This window comes from Embleya scabrispora (assembly GCF_002024165.1).
GTDB classification, from domain to species: Bacteria; Actinomycetota; Actinomycetes; order Streptomycetales; family Streptomycetaceae; genus Embleya; species Embleya scabrispora_A.
Map to the genome: position 1 here is coordinate 2,501,761 of NZ_MWQN01000001.1, position 18,582 is coordinate 2,520,342.

Consider the following 18,582-nt stretch of genomic DNA (forward strand, 5'->3'; position numbering starts at 1 on the left):
GACGCGCGTCGGGGATCCGGGACCTATCGTGGACGGATGAGCTCATCCGAGGCGCAGTTCACCGCCGAGACCGGAAACCGTGGCGAATTCGTCCGGCAGGCCAACCGGTTCACCGGGCGGCCGGAGCCGGAGCGCGGGCGATATCAGCTGGTGGTGTCCCTGGCCTGTCCGTGGGCGCATCGGGCGATCATCGTCCGTCGGCTGCTCGGGCTCGACGACGCGCTGGGTCTGTCCGTGGTGGACCCGATCCGGGACGAGCGCGGATGGCGGTTCACCAACCACCCGGACGGGCGCGATCCGGCAACCGGGCTGGCGTTCCTCGCCGACGCCTATCGGGCCAGTGACCCCACCTACGCCGGTCGGGTGACCGTACCCGCGATCATCGACCTGACCACCGGGCACGTGGTCACCAACGACTATCCGCAGATCACCCTCGACCTCTCCACCCGCTGGACCGCGCTGCACCGGGCCGACGCGCCCGATCTGTACCCCGAGCACCTGCGCGCGGAGATCGACGCGATCAACGCGGACGTGTTCCGGGACGTGAACAACGGCGTGTACCGGTGCGGGTTCGCCACCTCGCAGGCCGCCTACGAGGAGGCGTTCGACGCCCTGTTCGCCCGGCTGGACCTGCTGGAGAAGCGGCTGAGCGGGCAGCGCTTCCTGGTCGGCGAGTCGATCACCGAGGCGGACATCCGGCTGTTCACCACGCTGGTCCGCTTCGACGCGGTCTACCACGGCCACTTCAAGACCAATCTGCGCAAGCTGACCGAGTATCCGGTCCTGTGGGCCTACGCCCGCGACCTGTTCCAGACCGAAGGCTTCGGGGACACGGTCGACTTCGACCACATCAAGCGGCACTACTACGTCACACACGACGCGATCAACCCGACCGGAATCGTCCCAAAGGGCCCCGACCCAAAACTCTGGCACACCCCCCACAACCGCGCCTGACCCCACAGACGGGCGCGGCACGCGGGACGCGGCGCGGGGCGAGGCGCGGGGCGAGGCGAGACGCGAGGCGGGGCGAGGGGCGGGGCGAGGGGCGGGGCGAGGGGCGGGGCGGGACGCGCGGGGCGGGGCGGGGCGGGGCGGGACGCGCGGCGCGGCGCGGAACGCGAGGCACGGCGCGGCGCGAGGCGAGGCGGGGCGAGGCGGGGCGCGAGGCGGGGCGAGGCGCGAGGCGGGACGCGCGGCGCGGGGCGGCGCGGAACGCGAGGCACGGCGCGGCGCGAGGCGAGGCGCGAGGCGGGGCGAGGCGGGACGCGCGGCGCGGGGCGGGACGCGCGGCAAGGCGCGGCGCGGGGCGGCTCGTGGTGGTGGACGGGACGCCAGGCAAGGCGCGAGGCGCGGCACGGGAAGCGGGGTGCGGCTTGTGGTGCGTGGTGCGGCGGGACGTGGCACGGGTGCAGGGCGGAGTGTGCGGGGTGCGGAACGGGCGCGGGATGCGGGTCCGGGGCGCGGGGACGCGAGGTAGCGCGGAGACGCAGGCGCGGAGGCGCGGAGGCGCGGGGGTGCCGGCACCGGACCGTGGTCCGGAGGGACCAAGGGCGCGGGCGCGAGGCGGCAAAGGGGTACGGGCGCGAACCCCGTGCCGTGCCGGCCGAGTGCGCACGAGGGGGCGGGTGGGCTGTTTGCCCACCCGCCCCCTCGTCGTATGCCTGCCGTGTCGACTACTTGGTCAGGTCGACGGCCGGCGGGGTGTCGTCCGGGCCGCCGTCGGAGGCGGCCGCCGGAGCGGCCGAGGATCCGGCCGGTGAGTCCGGCTCGGCCGGGGCCTCGACCACGGCCATGTTCTCGGTCTCGGTTTCCGCCGCGGCCTCGATGCCGGTTCCGGCCTCGATGTCGGACTCGAAGCCGGCTGCCGGTTTCGGCCCGAGGGTCCCGACCCCGAGGGTGCCGACGTGGTCCTCGTGCCCCTCCCGGCCGCCGAACGCCGTGCCGCCCGGCTCCGACGCCGCCGGCGTGAAGAACCCGGCCGGCGGCGTGGGTGCGGCCTCGGATCGGCCGGGCGGCAACATCGACCACAGCGCCCCGGCGAGGCCCGCCAGGCCCACCCCGATCGCCGCGGTGGCCAGCGACCACTCGGGGCTGATCAGCGCGTGACCGCCCGCTCGGAGCAGGTACGCGATCGCGATGCCGGTGAACACCACACCCGCGATCAGGGCCATCGGGTCGAAGCGCTGCCTGTTCGTCCTCATCGGGATTCGCCCTCCATCCGGGTCACGCCGCTCGTCGGTGTCCTGCGCGGGTCGACCCGCTCGATCGTCGCGCTCATCGCGGCTGCCGTCCGTGGTCGCCGTACAGCAGTTCCACCTGGCCCGCGCCGACCTTCAGGTCCAGCGTGATCGTGCCGCGCTCCGGCTGCGCGATCGGCTCCACCGTCTCGCTCCGGTCCGGCCGCCAGCCGTCGTCGCGACCGCTCATCGTGCGCACGTCGCCGACGTCGGAGCGGGCCTTGAACACCACCCTGACGTCCTTGGGCACCCACACCTGGATCTGCCCGGCGCCCACGGTGGCCTTGACCGTCGCCGCACGGGCCGGCCCGAGGTCCAGGGTGCGCAGGTCCAGGTCCAGGTCGCCGCCGCCGAGGTGGTACGACCCGGGCAGCGCCGCGACCGAGGTCGGCGTGTACGTGCGCTCCCCCCACGGCCCGGTCAGCGGCACGGTGATCGCGGTGAGCCCGGCGAGCAGCGCGGTGAGCGCGAGGGCGGGCAGGATCAGCAGCCGGGCCCGACCGAACCAGGTGCCCGCGAGCAGACCCAGGCCGACGACGCCCAGCACGATCGCCACCGCGACGGTGAACGTCACGTCGGCCGCGTCGGTGCGGTTGAGCACCCACAGCAGGCCGCCGACCATCATGGCCACCGACAGCGTGGCCGGCACCACGTACGAGCGCGGACGCTTCGCCGGCCGGCCCGGCTCGGCCGCGACCGGCTTCGCGGGCGGTTGCCCGTCCTCCGGCGCCGAGCCGGCACCGGGCACCTGCCACCACATCGGCGGTCTCGGGGCGGTGTCGCCGGCCGGGACGGTGTCGACCGGCGCGGGAGCGCCCGCCATCGCCGCGACCCCCGCCGTCCGCGCGGCGGCCTCGGACCTGCGTTTCGTGTCGGTCCAGACCATGAACAGGACCACGGCGGTGATCATCATCAGCGGGACCGACGGGCCGAAGCCCGAGTCCAGATACGTGAAGAACAAGGCGACCCCCATCACGGCGACCACGGTGGCGGCCGTCGCCCCGCGGTCGAACTTCCCGGAGAGCACCCGGCGCAGCACCGGCTGCTCCTCTCCACGGGCCGGGATCAACAGCCAGCCCAGGCTGTACACCAGTACGCCCACCCCGCCGAAGAGCGACAGCACCGCGAAGACGATGCGGAAGATCACCGGATCGAGGCCGAAATGCTCGCCGAGCCCGCCGCACACGCCGGAGACCATGCGGTCGTCGACGCTGCGCAACAGTTGGGGCCGAGTGGTCGTCGTCGTGGGCGCCGCCGACGACCCCGGAGGGCCGCCCGGGACGTCGCCGGCCCGGTTGCCGGCCGAGACACCGGGTTTCATGTCGTCGTTCATGGGTCCATCGTGGCCTGCGCGCGGCCCCGTTCCCATCGGGCTCCGCCCTGGTCCGCCCCTGGCCCGACCCCGAGAGGGAATCAGGGTCGGGCCCTGATGCGCCCGGACTTGCCGGCGTGTGACGATCGGTCGTGTGACCGCCGTATATCCGCCCCCCGCCGCGCCGAACCGGCCCGTGCACCCGACGCCGAAGCTCCGCCGCGCCGCGTCCCACCGGTTCGCCGGCGGCGTCGCGCGCGGCCTGGCCGAGCATCTCGGCGTCGAGGTGGTGGTGCTGCGCGTCGCCTTCGTCGCGCTCGCGTTCTTCGCGGGTCTGGGCGTGGTCCTGTACGCGGCCTTCTGGATCTTCGTACCGCAGAGCGTGGGCACCGCGGCCCCGCCGAGCCGCGAGCGCGGCCGGGAACGGCATCAGGCGCTCGCGCTGATCATCGTGCTGATCGCGGCGACCATGCTCACCGGACTCGGGACCGATACCGACACCGGCTCCGGCGACTGGTTGTGGCCGCTGCTCGTGGCCGGGCCCGGGGTGATCCTGCTGTGGCGTCAGGCCGACGAGTCGCAGCGGCAGCGCTGGTTCTCGCTGGACGGGCGCAGCCGGGTGGCGGGCTGGCTGCGCGCGCTGATCGGCGCCACGCTGGTGGTCGCGGGCCTGATCTTCTTCTCGCTCGGCCGGGGCGGCATCGGCGACGCGCTGGCCGCGATGCGCGGGGCGGGCCTGCTCCTGGTCGGCCTGCTGGTCATCTTCGGCCCGTACCTGCTGCGGCAGACCCGCGAGCTGGGCGCCGAGCGCCGGGCCCGCATCCGGGCCCAGGAGCGGGCCGAGGTGGCCGCGCACGTGCACGACTCGGTGCTGCACACGCTGACCCTGATCCAGCGCCAGGTGGAGGACCCGCGCGAGGTGGCCCGACTGGCCCGGGCGCAGGAGCGCGAGTTGCGGGCCTGGTTGTACCGCCCCGACGGCGAGGAGCCGGACCGCACCTTCGCCGCCGCGCTGCGCGGGGTCGCCGCCGAGGTGGAGGACGCGCACGGGGTGTCCATCGAGATCGTGTGCGTGGGCGACTGTCCGGTCGACGACCGGCTGTCCGCGCTGATCGCCGCCGCGCGCGAGGCGATGGTCAACGCGGCGAAGTACGCGGGCGGCGCGGCCATCTCGGTGTTCGGCGAGGCCGACGAGGACACGGTCACGGTGTTCGTCCGCGACCGAGGACCCGGTTTCGACCCGGACGCCGTACCCGCCGACCGGCTGGGTGTGCGAGAGTCCGTGCTCGGGCGCATGCGCCGCAACGGGGGCGCCGCGAACATCCGCAGCGAACCCGGCGAGGGCACCGAGGTCGAGCTGGAGATGCGCCGCGCCGACGCCGGCCGGTCCGCTGTGGGAAGGACGAACACGTGAACACCTCCGAGACGAGTAGCGCACCCGTCGAGGGCACGCCCCGCACCCGGGTGGTCCTCGTCGACGACCACCGGATGTTCCGCACCGGCGTGCGCGCCGAGATCGGCGAGGCGGTCGAGGTGGTCGGCGAGGCCGACGACGTGGCGAGCGCGGTGGCCGTGGTCACCGAGACCCGCCCCGAGGTGGTCCTGCTCGACGTGCACCTGCCCGGCGGCGGCGGGGTCGAGGTGTTGCGCCGGTGCGCGTCGCTGATCCCGGCGGTGCGCTTCCTGGCGCTGTCCGTGTCGGACGCCGCCGAGGACGTGATCGGGGTGATCCGGGGCGGCGCCCGGGGCTATGTGACCAAGTCGATCACCGGCGACGAACTGATCCGCGCGATCGGCCGGGTCGGCGAGGGCGACGCGGTGTTCTCGCCGCGCCTGGCGGGCTTCGTACTGGACGCGTTCGCGGCCACCGACGTGCCGCCGATCGACGAGGACCTGGACCGGCTCACCCAGCGCGAGCGCGAGGTGCTGCGGCTGATCGCGCGCGGCTACGCCTACAAGGAGATCGCCCGCCGACTGGTCATCTCGGTCAAGACGGTGGAGACCCATGTCTCCGCCGTGCTGCGCAAGTTGCAGTTGTCCAACCGGCACGAGCTGACCCGCTGGGCGACGGACCGGCGACTGGTCTGAGCCGAAAACGGCACCCGACGACACACGACGGCGCCCGTCCCCGGGACGAATCCGGGGACGGGCGCCGTCGTGTGTCGTCGGTGTCCGGGACTAGCCGGGTCGGATGGCCGCGAGGAACGGCATCGAGTCCAGCGGCGCCTTGGTCACGGTCTTGCCCGGGCGCGGGGCGTGCACGATCGTGCCGTTGCCGAGGTACATGCCCACGTGCCGGTTGTCCGAGTAGAAGAACACCAGGTCGCCCGGCTGGAGGGCGCTCTTGGCGATCTTGGGACCGTCGTTGATCTGGGTCCAGGTGGTGCGGCTGAGCGAGACGTTGGCCGCCTTCCAGGACGCCTGGGTCAACCCCGAGCAGTCGTAGGAGCCGGGGCCCTCGGCGCCGGACACGTACGGCTTGCCGATCTGCGCCAACGCGAAGTTGATCGCGGCCTGGGCCCGCCCGGAGGCCGGGACGTTGGTCGCCGGGGCGTTGTCCTTGTCCTTGTCCCGGGAGCTGCGGTCGTTGCCGCGCGTGGTGTCGTTCGCGTGCTCGTCCGAGTTGAGCACGTCCTCGCGCTGCTTCTCGGTGAGCGTGTTGAGCAGCCGCTGCGCCTCGGCGAGCTTGGCCTGGATGTCGGTCTTGTTCTTGTTCAGGTCGGTGCGCAGCTTCTCCAGTTCCGCGAGCTGCGAGGAGGCCTCGGTGCGGTCCTGCTGGAGAACTCGGGCCTGCGCCGCGATCTGCTTCAGCTTCGCGGCCTGCTGGCCGTCGAGCTGGGACATCATCTGCGACTTCTGCAGGTAACCCTCGGGGTCGCCGCTGAGCGCGAGCGAGAGCGACGGCGGGAGGCCGCCGCTGCGGTACTGGTTGGCCGCCAGGACACCGATCTGGTCGCGCAGGGCGTTCAGCGCGGCCTGTTCCTCGGTGATCCGGGCCTGGGTCTGGTTCGCGGTGCCCTGCTGCTTCTCGATCTGTTCCTCGACGCCGTTGGCGGCGTCGGTGGCCTTGACCACGTCGCTGTGCAGCTGGTTGACGCGGTCCTTGGTCTGCTGGAACGACTGCGCGGGGTCCGCGCTCGCGGTGCCGGCGAAGGTCATCACGCCGGTCATCGTCGCGGCGGCGGTGACCACGGTCGCGGCGGTACGCACGGCGGTGCGCGGCTTGGGCTTGCGGTGTTGCCCGGGTCGACGTTGGGACGCCACTGGTGGCGGGTCTCCTTCCTCGGCCGCCTACCGGGTTAGCTGACGGGTTCGGGCGGAAGAAGGCGCCCTACGGTGCCGAAGCACCGATTCACCCCAAGGGACTGCGAGGGTCCCCGGTTCCGGCTTCGCGTCGCGGCGACCATGGTTGCCCACCGTCACCGAAACCCGTCACCGAATTCGGCGGAGGCGATCGTGTCGACCGGGTGGCCGACCTCGAGCCGATCGCCTGCCGCAGAACACTAGTCACACGCGTGTCAGGACCATCACCATTGGCCTTCACATTGCCGAAACTTTACCAAAGTCACCGTTTCCATCTCCGCGTATCACGGGAAAAGCGCCCGGATTCCTTAAAGTCGATCTTGATCCCTTTTGGCGATCTTTAGTGGTATTCGACCGGTGTGCGAGACGTCGACCGCCGCCGGCTAGGCTGCCGGTCGGCGGCGGCGTTCCCGGCGTCGGCGCCCGGAACGCCGGCCTGGTGCGCGTCGGGGCGATGATCGACGAGGGGTTGTACGACGTGGACGTTCTGCGGCAGATCCTGCTGGTGCTGCACATCGTGGGCATCGCGGCCCTGCTCGGCGGCTTCCTCACCCAGATGTCCGCGCTGCGCACCGGCGACGTGCGGATCGTGCCCGCGATGACGCACGGTGCGCTGACCATGCTCGTCACCGGCCTGGCCCTGGTGGGCGTGGTGCGGTCCGGCCTGGACCGGGACGTGGACACCGCCAAGATCGGCACCAAGCTCGGCATCCTGCTGGTCGTCCTGCTGCTGGTCTGGGGCAACCGCCTCGCGGAGCGGGTGTCCTCGCGTGTCCTCGGCGCGATCGGCCTGCTGACCGTGGCGAACATCGCCATCGCCGTCATGTGGACCTGAGCCCCCCGCCTCGCTAACGGGTGTCCACCACCCGGAACACCTCGGCCATGCGTCCGGCGCCCAGGTCGAACCGCGCCGCGTTGCCCTCCAGCATCGACACGACGTGCTCGCGCAGCTCCGGCAGATGGCCCGTCTGGCTCTCGTGCGACAGCAGCGCCGCGATCTTGCGTTCGAACACCTCCGTCACGTCCACCGCGTGGTTCGGCGCCGCGGTCGGCGACAGCCAGGTCTCGGGCACCGTCCACTCCTTCAGCCCCTCCGCCTCCAGCAGTTCGGGGTGGGCGAACGGGTTGCGCGCGTCCGGATAGATCGCCCGCATCGCCGCCTCGCCGGCCTCCAGGTGATCCGGGTGGCTCGGCGCCAGCCGGGACCAGTCCCGCTCCGGACTCGGAATCACCATGCGCTGCGGGCGCACCTGCCGGATCACCCGGCTGATGTCGCGCCGCAGTTCCATGGAGGCCGCCACCCGCCCGTCCGGATACCCCAGCCAGTACAACTGCCGCACCCCCACGTGCGCCGCCGCCGCGCCCTGCTCCGCACGCCGGATCCCGCCGATCTCCGACCGCGGCACCGCCGGATCGAACCCGCCCGCGTCCCCGTCGGTGACCAGGCAGTAGCTCACCTCGATGCCCGCCTCGGTCCACGTGGCGACCGTTCCCGCCGCCCCGAAGTCGATGTCGTCCGGGTGCGCGGCCAGCACCAGGACCCGCTCCACGTCGCGATCGTCCAGCACGATGTACTCCCTTGATCCGACTTGATCCGACTCGATCCGACCCGCTCCGACCCCATCCGCCGGCCGGGCGGGCGGCGGATCCGCCGATCCCGCTCGACCGGATGTCCGACGGCGCGAAGATGGTTGTCGGCGCAATGATCCCTGGCCGCGACGACGGCCCGGGCACGACCCGCCCGACACCCACCTAGACTCGGGGAACGATGAGCAGCCTCTTCGACGACATCCCCCTGCCCGGTTTCGACGCCGCGGCCACCAAGTCCCCCGCCGGCTCCGCGGACGAGATCCCGCTGCCGCCCGAGCCGGACGAGAACCACGTGTACGGCCTGCCGGAGGACTATCCGGACGACCTGTACGAGGGGCAGTACGCACCGCCACCCGAGCCGCGCGACGCCTACTACCGCAACGGCGCCCCGCGCCCCGTGGTGGACCCGGCCCGGCTGCTCGACGGGATGAACCCGCAACAGCGCGCCGCGGTCGTGCACGAGGGGTCCCCGCTGCTCATCGTGGCGGGCGCGGGCTCCGGCAAGACCCGCGTACTGACCCACCGCATCGCCCACCTGCTCGCCTCCCGCCACGTGCACCCCGGCGAGATCCTGGCGATCACCTTCACCAACAAGGCCGCCGCCGAGATGCGCGAGCGGGTCGAGGCGCTGATCGGACCGCGCACCAAGGCGATGTGGGTGTCCACCTTCCACTCGGCCTGCGTACGCATCCTGCGGCAGCAGTACAAGAAGCTCGGCATGAGCTCCTCGTTCTCCATCTACGACTCGGCCGACCAGCAGCGGCTGATGGCGATGGTCTGCCGCGACCTCGACCTGGACCCGAAGAAGTTCCCGCCGCGCAAGTTCAACGCGCAGGTGTCCAACCTCAAGAACGAACTGATCGACCACGAGGACTTCGCGGCCAAGGCGATCAACGAGTCCGAGCGCATACTGGCGCAGGCCTACACGATGTACCAGGAGCGGCTGCGCCAGGCCAACGCGCTCGACTTCGACGACCTGATCATGACCACGGTGCACCTGCTCCAGGCGTTCCCGGACGTCGCGGAGCACTACCGGCGGCGGTTTCGGCACGTGCTGGTGGACGAGTACCAGGACACCAACCACGCGCAGTACACGCTGGTCCGCGAACTGGTCGGCGGCGCGGCCGGCAGCGGCCCGCGCCTGACGGTGGACGGCGAGTTGGTCGACCCCGCCGAGGCCGGGCTCGTCGGGCTCGAACCGGCCGAGTTGTGCGTGGTCGGCGACGCGGACCAGTCGATCTACGCGTTCCGCGGCGCGACCATCCGCAACATCCTCGACTTCGAGGCCGACTACCCGAACGCCACCACGATCCTGCTGGAGCAGAACTACCGCTCCACGCAGACCATCCTGAGCGCGGCCAACGCGGTGATCGAGCGCAACAGCAACCGGCGCGCGAAGAACCTGTGGACCGACGCCGGCGCCGGCACCCCCATCGTCGGCTACGTCGCGGACGACGAGCACGACGAGGCGCAGTTCGTCGCCGACGAGGTGGACCGCCTCACCGACGCGGGTCACACCAAGCCGGGACAGGTCGCGGTGTTCTACCGGACCAACGCCCAGTCCCGCGTCTTCGAGGAAGTCTTCATCCGGGTCGGCCTGCCGTACAAGGTCGTCGGCGGCGTGCGCTTCTACGAGCGCCGCGAGGTCCGCGACGTGCTCGCCTACCTGCGCCTGCTGGCCAACCCCGACGACACGGTCTCGCTGCGCCGGATCCTGAACGTGCCCAAGCGTGGCATCGGCGACCGGGCCGAGGCGTGCCTGGACGTGCTCGCGACCCGCGACCGCATCCCGTTCGCCCAGGCGCTGCGCCGGGCCGACGACGCGCCGGGCCTGGCCAAGCGCTCGGCCAACGCGGTCAAGGGCTTCGTCCGGCTCCTGGACGACCTCACCGCGGTGGTGGACGGCGGCGCGGGTCCCGCGACCGTCCTGGAGGCGATCCTGGAACAGAGCGGCTACCTCGCCGAGTTGCAGGCGTCCAGCGACCCGCAGGACGAGACCCGGATCGAAAACCTTCAGGAACTCGCGGCGGTGGCGCTGGAGTTCGAGCAGGCCCAGGCGCAGGAGGGCGGCTCGGGCACGCTCGCCGACTTCCTGGAGCGGGTCTCGCTGGTGGCCGACTCCGACCAGATCCCCACCGACGCCGAGGACGGCGGCGTGGTCACCCTGATGACCCTGCACACCGCCAAGGGCCTGGAGTTCCCCACGGTGTTCCTCACCGGCCTGGAGGACGGCGTCTTCCCGCACATGCGCTCGCTCGGCGACGCGAAGGAGTTGGAGGAGGAGCGCCGGCTGGCCTATGTGGGCATCACCCGCGCCCGCGAGCGGCTCTACGTCACGCTGGCCAAGATGCGCAGCGCGTGGGGCGCGCCGTCGTACAACCCGCCGTCCCGTTTCCTGACCGAACTCCCGGAGAAGCTGGTCGACTGGCGCGGCACCTCGCCGTCGGCGGCCAAGGCGATGTCGGCGACGAAGTCGACGGTCGGCTCGCGCGGCGGCTTCGGCAAGGGCGCGCAGATCAAGGAACGTCCGGCCATCGCACTGTCCCCGGGCGATCGGGTCACCCACGACAAGTTCGGCCTGGGCACGGTGGTCTCCACCGCCGAGACCGGTGACAAGGCGAAGGCCACCATCGATTTCGGCGCGGGCGGCGAGAAGACCCTGCTGCTGCGCTACGCGCCGGTGCAGAAGTTGTAGCGCCGGTCTCGTCGAGACGAGCGCGGGCCGGGTCGATGTCCCTCGACCCGGCCCGCGTACGTGTTACCGGTCCGCTCAGCCCGCGATCTGGATCTCGTACGGCGCCGACTCCACGCCGGAGGCGGACACCACGCACAGCTCCACCCGGCCCGGCTCCACGTCGACCGGGACCGGGACGACCACGCACGCGTCGGAGGGGTTGGCGAAGCCGGTCTCGGCCGGGATCAGCGGGGCGTGCACGTGGACCGCGCCGAACTTGACCACCACGCGCGCCAGCAGGTCCGCCTCGTGCGAGCCGCCCGCCGCCAGGTTGATCCCGCGCACCTCGATGTCGTCGCCCTGGCGGACCGCGGAGTCCAGGTCGCCGCGCGTGCGCACGCGCACCACGGACAGGATCACCGGGCGGTCGTTCTCCGCCAGCTTGCCGGCGAGGTAGGTGACCACCGAGACCACGGCGAGCGCGACCAGCGTGGCCGGGATGTCCGGGAGCCGATCGGGGTCGCGGGCCAGGCCGACCACGACGAAGCCGACCGCGACGAGGTTGACCAGGACGTACTGGGCGTCCACGAACGAGGCCCGGCCCGCGTCGTCGGTGACCAGGTCGCGCAGCGAGGCCTGGTCGGCGCGGAGCTTTTGGAGCACCCGACGGCCGACCTTGTCGCCGACGATCCGGCGTACCGCCACCGCGGCGAGCAGCGGCGCGGCCACCAGGGTGATCTGGTCGAGCGCGACGTCGCCCAGTCGATCGAGCAGCCGGTCGCGCTGTCCGTCCCCGGACGCGGCGGCCAGCCGCATGCCCAGGAAGGCGAAGCAGTACATCAGCGCCACCATCCACAGCGCGGCGACCGCCTTGGAGGTGGACAGGCGCCCGTCCAGGCCCCGTACGGGCGCGAACACGCCGCCCTGGGCCCGGGCGGCCCAGCCGACCACGCTGAGCGCTCCGGCGACCACCACGGCCGCCACGATCCCGGCGGTGCGCGCTCCGGTCCAGCCCGCGCCGATCGCGGTCAGCGCCTGCACCAGGACGAGCACGGCGACCAGGAACCACAGCACGATCAGCGCACGACCGCCGAGCACCTGTAGCCACGCCCGCCCCTGGGCCCGCCGCATGGCGGCCAAGTCCTGGGCCCTGCCCCGCAGTTCGTCGGAGATCCATTGGCGCGCGCCGCCGTCGGAGTGGGCGACCGCCGTGGGCACGCCCTCCTTGCGGGCGAGCGCCCGCCGCAGCGTCTCGAAATCGGCGACGGTCCTGCGGTATTCCTCCCGGACCACGCAATGACAGTCCGGTCCGTGCACACCGACACCGTGCGCCACTTCGCCACGCCCTCCCCACCACCACATACGAACGTGCTCGTTCAGCGGCACATTGTGCCGCATCCGAGAGGGCCGTACGGGCCCGGTCCGGCGATCGCGCGCAATCTCGATCCGAGACCCGCCGCAAGGCCAACCCCCGTGTCCCACAAGGCGTTGCGCCGGCTCGTCGACCCGGCCGCGGCCAGCTCCGGGAACGCCGCCGGCCCCCGTCCGAAATCGGACGGAGGCCGGCGAAAGCACCCACGATCGAGGGATCGAGCGGATCGACGCGGGAGGCTACTCCCACTCGATGGTGCCCGGGGGCTTGCTCGTCACGTCGAGGGTGACCCGGTTGATCTCCCGGACCTCGTTGGTGATCCGGTTGGAGATCCGGGCCAGCAGGTCGTAGGGCAGGCGCGACCAGTCGGCGGTCATGGCGTCCTCCGAGGACACCGGACGCAACACGATCGGGTGACCGTAGGTGCGGCCGTCGCCCTGGACGCCGACCGAGCGCACGTCGGCGAGCAGCACCACGGGGCACTGCCAGATCTCCCGGTCGAGCCCGGCCCGGGACAACTCCTCGCGGGCGATCGCGTCCGCCTCGCGCAGGATCTCCAGCCGGTCGGCGGTGACCTCGCCGATGATCCGAATCCCCAGGCCGGGGCCCGGGAACGGCTGCCGCCAGACGATCTCGGACGGCAGGCCCAACTGCTCGCCGACCGCGCGCACCTCGTCCTTGAACAACTTGCGCAGCGGCTCGATCAGCTTGAACTGGAGGTCTTCCGGCAGCCCGCCGACGTTGTGGTGCGACTTGATGTTCGCGGTGCCGGTGCCGCCGCCGGACTCGACCACATCCGGGTAGAGCGTGCCCTGGACCAGGAACTCGACCTCCTCGCCGTGCGCGCCCGCCTCGGCGACCACCTCGGCGGCGGCCTGCTCGAAGACCCGGATGAACTCGCGCCCGATGATCTTCCGCTTCTCCTCGGGGTCGGTCACCCCGGCGAGCGCGGTCAGGAAGCGCTCCTGGGCGTTCACCACCTTGAGCGAGACCCCGGTGGCCGCGACGTAGTCCCGCTCGACCTGCTCGGGCTCGCCCTTGCGCAGCAGGCCGTGGTCGACGAACACGCAGGTGAGCTTGTCGCCCACGGCGCGCTGGACCAGGGCCGCGGCGACCGCGGAGTCGACCCCGCCGGACAGGCCGCAGATCACGTGCTTGTCGCCGACCCGCTCGCGGATCAGCTCGACCTGCTCCTCGACGATGTTGACCATCGTCCAGTTCGCCTTGAGCTTCGCGCCCGCCTTGAGGAAGCGCTCCAGGATCGCCTGGCCGTGCTCGCTGTGCATCACCTCGGGGTGGTACTGCACGCCGTACAGCCGCGCCTCGTCGTTCTCGATCGCGGCGACCGGCGCACCCGCGCTGGTCGCGGTGACCGTGAAGCCGGCCGGCGCGGCGGAGACCGAGTCGCCGTGCGACATCCACACCGACAGGTCGGTGGGCAGCCCGTCGAACAGGGTGCTCCGCGGGCCGGTCACGGCCAGCGGGGTGGCGCCGAACTCGGCGAGACCGGTCTTCTCGACCACCCCGCCCAGGGTCTGCGCCATGGCCTGGAAGCCGTAGCAGATGCCGAGCACCGGAACGCCGGCCGTGAACAGCGCCGGGTCGATGCTGGGCGCCTCGTCCGCGTACACCGAGGAGGGGCCGCCGGACAGGATGATCGCGGCCGGGCGCTTGGCGAGCATCTCCGGCACGGGCATGCTGTGCGGCACGATCTCGCTGTATACGTGCGCCTCGCGCACCCGGCGGGCGATGAGCTGGGCGTACTGGGCGCCGAAGTCGACGACGAGGACGGTTTCGGTGCCGCCTCCGTCCGGGCTGGCAAAGGTCACGAGGGGCCTTCCGGCGAAGCGAAAAAGGGGTGTACGCCGATTCTACCGGCGTCGCGCGGGTGACCCCGGCTGGTGCCCGCTCCCGCCGGCGCGGCATACTGCCGCCATGTCCTCGTTCGGCGTGACGCGCAGCTTTAGCTATGGCACCGGGATCCCCGGCGCCACCGTCACCGCCTGAACGCGGCACAGCCACAGGCAGACGAAGACGCCCCGGGTCCGGTACCCGGGGCGTCTTCGCGTTCGTGTCGAGGCCCCGGATCCGACCCCTTCCGGAGAGCAGGCCGCATGGACGACACCACCATCACCCCGCCGCAGACGCCCGAGGCCGTGATCGACACGGGCCGCGCCCGCATCGACGACCTCGACCGGCGGATCATCGCGCTGATCACCGAGCGGGTGGACATCTCCGTCGAGATCCAGCGGGTCCGCGTCGCGGCGGGCGGCGCCCGCGTGCAGCTGTCCCGCGAGATGGAGGTCATCGCCCGCTACCGCGAGGGGCTGGGCAAGCCGGGCACCACGGTCGCGCTGACCCTTCTGGAGTTGTGCCGCGGCCGGGTCGGCCCCCGGGCGTAACCTCATCGCGCCGGCGGTCGTTGTGACTGATGGCCGGCCCGCTTCATGCGCGGGCCGGGCACCGCAAGGCCGCCGACGCGATGAGGCGCGCTCACCAGCGCGCCGTGGGACCTCGCGTTGGTGCCGTGACCGGGACGCAGGGGACAGCAACCGGTCACAACCCCGCCGGCGGCCGGTGTCGGGGACGCCCGACACCGGCCGCCGCGCCTTGGGTCGATCTGCGGATCGACCCCGGCGCGTCGGGCTTCGGCGTGCCCCATTCACCACGAATCCCACGCACCACCAAAGTCGCGCAACGCGGATCTTTCACACCAAAGCCGTCGGCAGCGCCAAGAGTAGCGGGATTCCCCACCCCCATCGGTGGTTCCGGCGCAGTGCGCGACCGCCCCGGGGGCGTCCGGTTAGCGCAAATGACGATCATTAACCGGTTGATAAATGTCATTTTGCCCCGACTTGGCAGTCCCTCACTCGGCCGCGCTCGGCGAACGGAATTCACCCTTCCTCCGTCTCGCGCCCCGCGAGCCGCACACACGCCTGCCGGCGACCGGCGCGCGCCGGGTGTCGCGGGCACGGCACCCGTGGGCACCGGCCGCACGAGCGGATCAGCGCACGCGCAGGGTCTTCATGATGCGCAGGGACAGCGTCAGCGAGCGGGCCCACTGCTCGTCGGTCATGCCGAAGGGAGCGGCGATCGGGAGGAGCCGCTGGGTGGCCACGGTCTGCGCCTCGGTGAACTTCATGATCCCCTCCGCGCCGTGTCGTCGGCCGAGTCCGGAGTCGCCCATGCCGCCCATCGGGGCGCCCGCGCTGCCGTACGCGGCCGCGTAGCCCTCGTTGACGTTGACGGTGCCGGCGCGCAGTCGGCGGGCGAGTGCTTCGCCGTGTCGGGTGTCGCGGGTCCAGACGCTCGCGTTGAGGCCGTACGCGCTCTCGTTGGCGCGGGTGAGGACCTCCTCCTCCTCGGTGTAGCGGTACACCGACACCACCGGGCCGAAGGTCTCCTCGGCGCACACCGCCATCTCGGGGGTGACGTCGGCGAGCACGGTGGGTTCGTAGAACAGCGGGCCGAGGTCGGGTCGGGCCCTGCCGCCGACCAGCACCGTCGCGCCCGCCTCGCGGGCCTCGTCCACATGGCGGGTGACCGCGTCGAGTTGCCGACGCGAGACCAGCGAGCCCATGTCGGTGTCCCACCCGTAACCGGGCGCGAGGCGCATCGCCTGGATCCGGCCCAGGAAGCGGTCCACGAACGCGTCGTGCACGTCCTGGTGCACGTACATCCGCTCGATCGAGACGCACAGTTGGCCGGCGGAGGAGAAGCAGGCGCGCACCGCGCCCTCGGCGGCCCGGTCCAGGTCCGCGTCCGCCAGCACGATCATGGCGTTCTTGCCGCCGAGTTCCAGCGACGCGCCGACCAGTCGCTCGGCGGCGCGTCGGGCGACCTCGCGGCCGGTGCGGGTGGAGCCGGTGAAGCCGACGTAGTCGGCGCCCTCGACCACGGCGGTGCCGATCACGGGTCCGTCGCCGAGCACGATCTGCCACAGGTCCTCGGGCAGGCCGCAGTCGATCAGCACGTCCTGGGCCCACAGCGCGGTCAGCGCGGTCTGCGTGTCGGGCTTCATCACCACCGCGTTGCCCGCGACGAACGCCGGGATCGCGTCGCCGATGGACAGCGCCAGCGGGTAGTTCCACGGCGACACCAGTCCGACCACGCCCTTGGGGTGGCGCACCTCGACCGCCTTCGTCAGCACCGGCAGCGCGCCGGCGCGGCGGCGCTCGCGCAGGTAGCCCGCCGCGCGCCGGCCGTAGTGCCGCGAGCACAACGCGACGTCCAGGACCTCCTCGAAGGCGTGCTTGCGCGCCTTGCCGGCCTCGGTCTGCACGATGTCCAGGATCTCCGCCTGGCGCTCCAACACCCGGTCGTGAAAGCGCAGGAACACCGCGGCCCGCTCACGCACCGAACGCTTCGCCCACGCGGTCTGCGCGAGCCGCGCCCGGGCGAACGCGGACGTGACGTCCTCCGGGGTGGACTCGGGGAGTTCGGCGATCGGCGACCCGTCGAACGGACTACGGGTCGTCACCTTCGTCGGTACGGCGCCGGTCACCACGCGCCGCGCCAGTCGCTCGGCGGGCAGGTGGGGCACGACGATGGAGGCTGCTGCGGGCGCTGCGATGTCCGTCATGGCACCAGCCTAGACAGCGCTACTTTCGGGTAACAAGAACCGTCCGGCGCGCGGACGGGCCCGACCCGCCCGCACGCCGTTCCCGGGCCCGATTCAGTCGGTGTCGAGGTCGGCCAACGCCGACTCGATGGCGCGGTGATACGTGGGATACGCGTACATCATGTCCCGCAGCGTGGCCACCGGGACCGCCGCGCGCACGGCCACCACGAGCGCGCCCAGGATCTCGCCGCCGGCCGGACCGGCGGTGGTCGCGCCGACCAGTACACCCCGGTCGGCGTCCTCGATCACCTTCACGAAGCCGCGCGCGCCGGTGATGTGTCCGCGCGAGGAGGCGGCCAGGTCCGCGTGGCCGATCCGCACGGAGAGCCCGGCGGCGCGGGCCTGACGCTCGGTCAGGCCGACCGCGCCGATCTCCGGGTCGACGAACGTCACGCGCGGCAGCGCGCTGTGGTCCGCGTCGGGCCCGGCGGCGCCCCGACCGGCCGCGTGCAGGACCGCCTTGGTCACGATGGCCGACTGGTACATCGCCACGTGGGTGAACGCGCCCTGCCCCGTCACGTCGCCGACCGCCCAGACCGCGGGCGCCGTGCCGCCGGGCTGCACCCGCAACTGCCCGTCCACCGGCAGCGCGTGCGCGTGCGGGTCGACGCCCAGCGCCTCCGCGCCGAGCGCGGGCAGGTCCACCCGGCGGCCGGTGGCCACGAGCAGCTTCTCCGCCTCGATCGAACGCCCGTCGGACAACTCGACGGTGAACGTCTTCCCGTCGTGCGCGACCCGCTCGGCCCGTACGCCCAGGTGGATCTCGACGCCGTCCTCGCCCAGAGCCCATGCGGCCAGGTCGGAGGATTCCGGCTCCTCGACGGCCAACACCCGCTCGCCGTTCTCCACGATCGTCACCCGCGTGCCGAACCGAGCGAACACCTGGGCGAGTTCGAGGCCGATCGCGCCGCCGCCGAGCACCGCGAGCGAAGCCGGCGCCTCGGTGGTCTCGATCGCCTCGCGGTTGGTCCACAGCGGAGTGCCCGCCAGGCCCTCGATCGGCGGGACGAAGGCCTTGGTGCCGGTGCCGACCACGATCGCGTGCCGGGCCCGGAAGCGCCGCGCCCCGTCGGGGCCGGTGGCCTCGACGGTGTCCACGCCGGTGATCCGGCCGGCGCCGCGCACGAAGGTCATGCCCTTGTCGACCAGCCGGTCCACGGCCGCCGTGTCGTCCCAGTCGGCGGTCAACTCGCGAAGCCGTGCGGCCAGCGGCGCCCAGTCGGGGTGCTTCTCGGTCCGGGCCCGGGCCGCCGCGTACACCATCGCCTTGGACGGGATGCAGCCCCAGTACGGACACTCGCCGCCGACGAGGCCGTCCTCGATGCCCACCACGTCCAGTCCGGCCGAGGCGAGGTTCCCGGCGACGGCCTCACCGCCGACGCCGAGGCCGAGGACGATCACGTCGACGTCGACGGTCGCGACGTCTTGGGGGTGCTGCGTGCTCACTGGTGTACCTCCGGGGGTGGCTGGGCT

General features: G+C 72.4%; 14 protein-coding genes and 1 riboswitch. Of the genes, 6 read left to right on the plus strand and 8 right to left on the minus strand.

Translation table 11 applies throughout. The features are described 5' to 3' along the window. The first annotated feature begins 36 nt into the window (after positions 1–36). The gene (locus B4N89_RS10845; protein WP_078975672.1) at positions 37–954 is read left to right on the plus strand and encodes a glutathione S-transferase family protein; all 918 of its coding nucleotides are present in this window, start codon (positions 37–39) and stop codon (positions 952–954) included. 719 nt (positions 955–1,673) lie between these two features. Here B4N89_RS10845 and B4N89_RS10850 read toward each other — a convergent pair. After that, the gene (locus B4N89_RS10850) at positions 1,674–2,201 is read right to left on the minus strand and encodes a hypothetical protein (protein WP_143657923.1); all 528 of its coding nucleotides are present in this window, start codon (positions 2,199–2,201) and stop codon (positions 1,674–1,676) included. 73 nt (positions 2,202–2,274) lie between these two features. After that, complete coding sequence (locus tag B4N89_RS10855) at positions 2,275–3,570, minus strand: PspC domain-containing protein (RefSeq protein ID WP_161500690.1); 1,296 nt, start codon at positions 3,568–3,570, stop codon at positions 2,275–2,277. Positions 3,571–3,703: 133 nt separating this feature from the next. Here B4N89_RS10855 and B4N89_RS10860 point away from each other — a divergent pair, with 133 nt between their 5' ends. Together B4N89_RS10860 and B4N89_RS10865 are read left to right on the plus strand one after the other, a co-directional pair. Then, entirely contained in the window at positions 3,704–4,963 is a 1,260-nt protein-coding gene (locus B4N89_RS10860) for an ATP-binding protein (protein WP_235618564.1), read from the plus strand. Then, positions 4,960–5,637 carry a LuxR C-terminal-related transcriptional regulator gene (locus tag B4N89_RS10865; protein ID WP_078975676.1) on the plus strand — a complete coding sequence of 226 codons (678 nt, stop codon included), beginning with the start codon at positions 4,960–4,962 and terminating at the stop codon, positions 5,635–5,637. Before B4N89_RS10860 ends, B4N89_RS10865 begins: the two co-directional genes overlap by 4 nt. A gap of 90 nt (positions 5,638–5,727) precedes the next feature. Here B4N89_RS10865 and B4N89_RS10870 read toward each other — a convergent pair whose 3' ends face one another. Continuing rightward, positions 5,728–6,813, minus strand: a complete 1,086-nt coding sequence (locus tag B4N89_RS10870) for a C40 family peptidase (protein WP_078975677.1) — start codon at positions 6,811–6,813, stop codon at positions 5,728–5,730. Positions 6,814–6,822: 9 nt separating this feature from the next. Next, positions 6,823–6,961, minus strand: a riboswitch (cyclic di-AMP (ydaO/yuaA leader). A gap of 369 nt (positions 6,962–7,330) precedes the next feature. Between B4N89_RS10870 and B4N89_RS10875 the strand changes: the two genes are divergently transcribed. After that, positions 7,331–7,687 carry a hypothetical protein gene (locus B4N89_RS10875; protein WP_078979274.1) on the plus strand — a complete coding sequence of 119 codons (357 nt, stop codon included), beginning with the start codon at positions 7,331–7,333 and terminating at the stop codon, positions 7,685–7,687. A 13-nt stretch (positions 7,688–7,700) separates the two neighbouring features. On the opposite strand, the gene B4N89_RS10880 is transcribed toward B4N89_RS10875, so the two are convergent. Then, positions 7,701–8,420, minus strand: coding sequence for a PIG-L deacetylase family protein (locus B4N89_RS10880; protein ID WP_078975678.1), 720 nt, complete (start codon positions 8,418–8,420; stop codon positions 7,701–7,703). A 200-nt stretch (positions 8,421–8,620) separates the two neighbouring features. Here B4N89_RS10880 and pcrA point away from each other — a divergent pair, with 200 nt between their 5' ends. After that, a complete protein-coding gene (gene pcrA, locus B4N89_RS10885; RefSeq protein ID WP_078975679.1) occupies positions 8,621–11,137 on the plus strand; it encodes a DNA helicase PcrA in 2,517 nt (838 codons plus the stop codon). Positions 11,138–11,212: 75 nt separating this feature from the next. On the opposite strand, the gene B4N89_RS10890 is transcribed toward pcrA, so the two are convergent. Further along, on the minus strand, positions 11,213–12,409 hold the full coding sequence (locus B4N89_RS10890; RefSeq protein WP_101897054.1) for a hypothetical protein: 1,197 nt from the start codon (positions 12,407–12,409) through the stop codon (positions 11,213–11,215). 318 nt (positions 12,410–12,727) lie between these two features. After that, positions 12,728–14,317, minus strand: a complete 1,590-nt coding sequence (gene guaA, locus B4N89_RS10895) for a glutamine-hydrolyzing GMP synthase (RefSeq protein WP_078975680.1) — start codon at positions 14,315–14,317, stop codon at positions 12,728–12,730. A 285-nt stretch (positions 14,318–14,602) separates the two neighbouring features. On the opposite strand from guaA, the gene B4N89_RS10900 reads away from it, so the two are divergent. Continuing rightward, positions 14,603–14,890 (plus strand): chorismate mutase, encoded by a 288-nt coding sequence (locus B4N89_RS10900; protein ID WP_078975681.1) that lies wholly within the window; start codon positions 14,603–14,605, stop codon positions 14,888–14,890. Between the two features lie 602 nt (positions 14,891–15,492). Here B4N89_RS10900 and B4N89_RS10905 read toward each other — a convergent pair. Both B4N89_RS10905 and B4N89_RS10910 read right to left on the minus strand, forming a co-directional pair. After that, positions 15,493–17,070 carry a succinic semialdehyde dehydrogenase gene (locus tag B4N89_RS10905; protein WP_078975682.1) on the minus strand — a complete coding sequence of 526 codons (1,578 nt, stop codon included), beginning with the start codon at positions 17,068–17,070 and terminating at the stop codon, positions 15,493–15,495. A gap of 93 nt (positions 17,071–17,163) precedes the next feature. Then, positions 17,164–18,555 (minus strand): dihydrolipoyl dehydrogenase family protein, encoded by a 1,392-nt coding sequence (locus tag B4N89_RS10910; protein ID WP_078975683.1) that lies wholly within the window; start codon positions 18,553–18,555, stop codon positions 17,164–17,166. Positions 18,556–18,582: the final 27 nt, after the last annotated feature.

What these genes read in the sequence shown, in the direction of transcription:
- B4N89_RS10845 (WP_078975672.1), top strand. Translation starts at nt 37, where the DNA reads ATGAGCTCATCCGAGGCGCAGTTCACCGCCGAGACCGGAAACCGTGGC.
- B4N89_RS10850 (WP_143657923.1), bottom strand. Translation starts at nt 2,201, where the DNA reads ATGAGGACGAACAGGCAGCGCTTCGACCCGATGGCCCTGATCGCGGGT.
- B4N89_RS10855 (WP_161500690.1), bottom strand. Translation starts at nt 3,570, where the DNA reads ATGAACGACGACATGAAACCCGGTGTCTCGGCCGGCAACCGGGCCGGC.
- pcrA (WP_078975679.1), top strand. Translation starts at nt 8,621, where the DNA reads ATGAGCAGCCTCTTCGACGACATCCCCCTGCCCGGTTTCGACGCCGCG.
- B4N89_RS10900 (WP_078975681.1), top strand. Translation starts at nt 14,603, where the DNA reads ATGGACGACACCACCATCACCCCGCCGCAGACGCCCGAGGCCGTGATC.
- B4N89_RS10905 (WP_078975682.1), bottom strand. Translation starts at nt 17,070, where the DNA reads ATGACGGACATCGCAGCGCCCGCAGCAGCCTCCATCGTCGTGCCCCAC.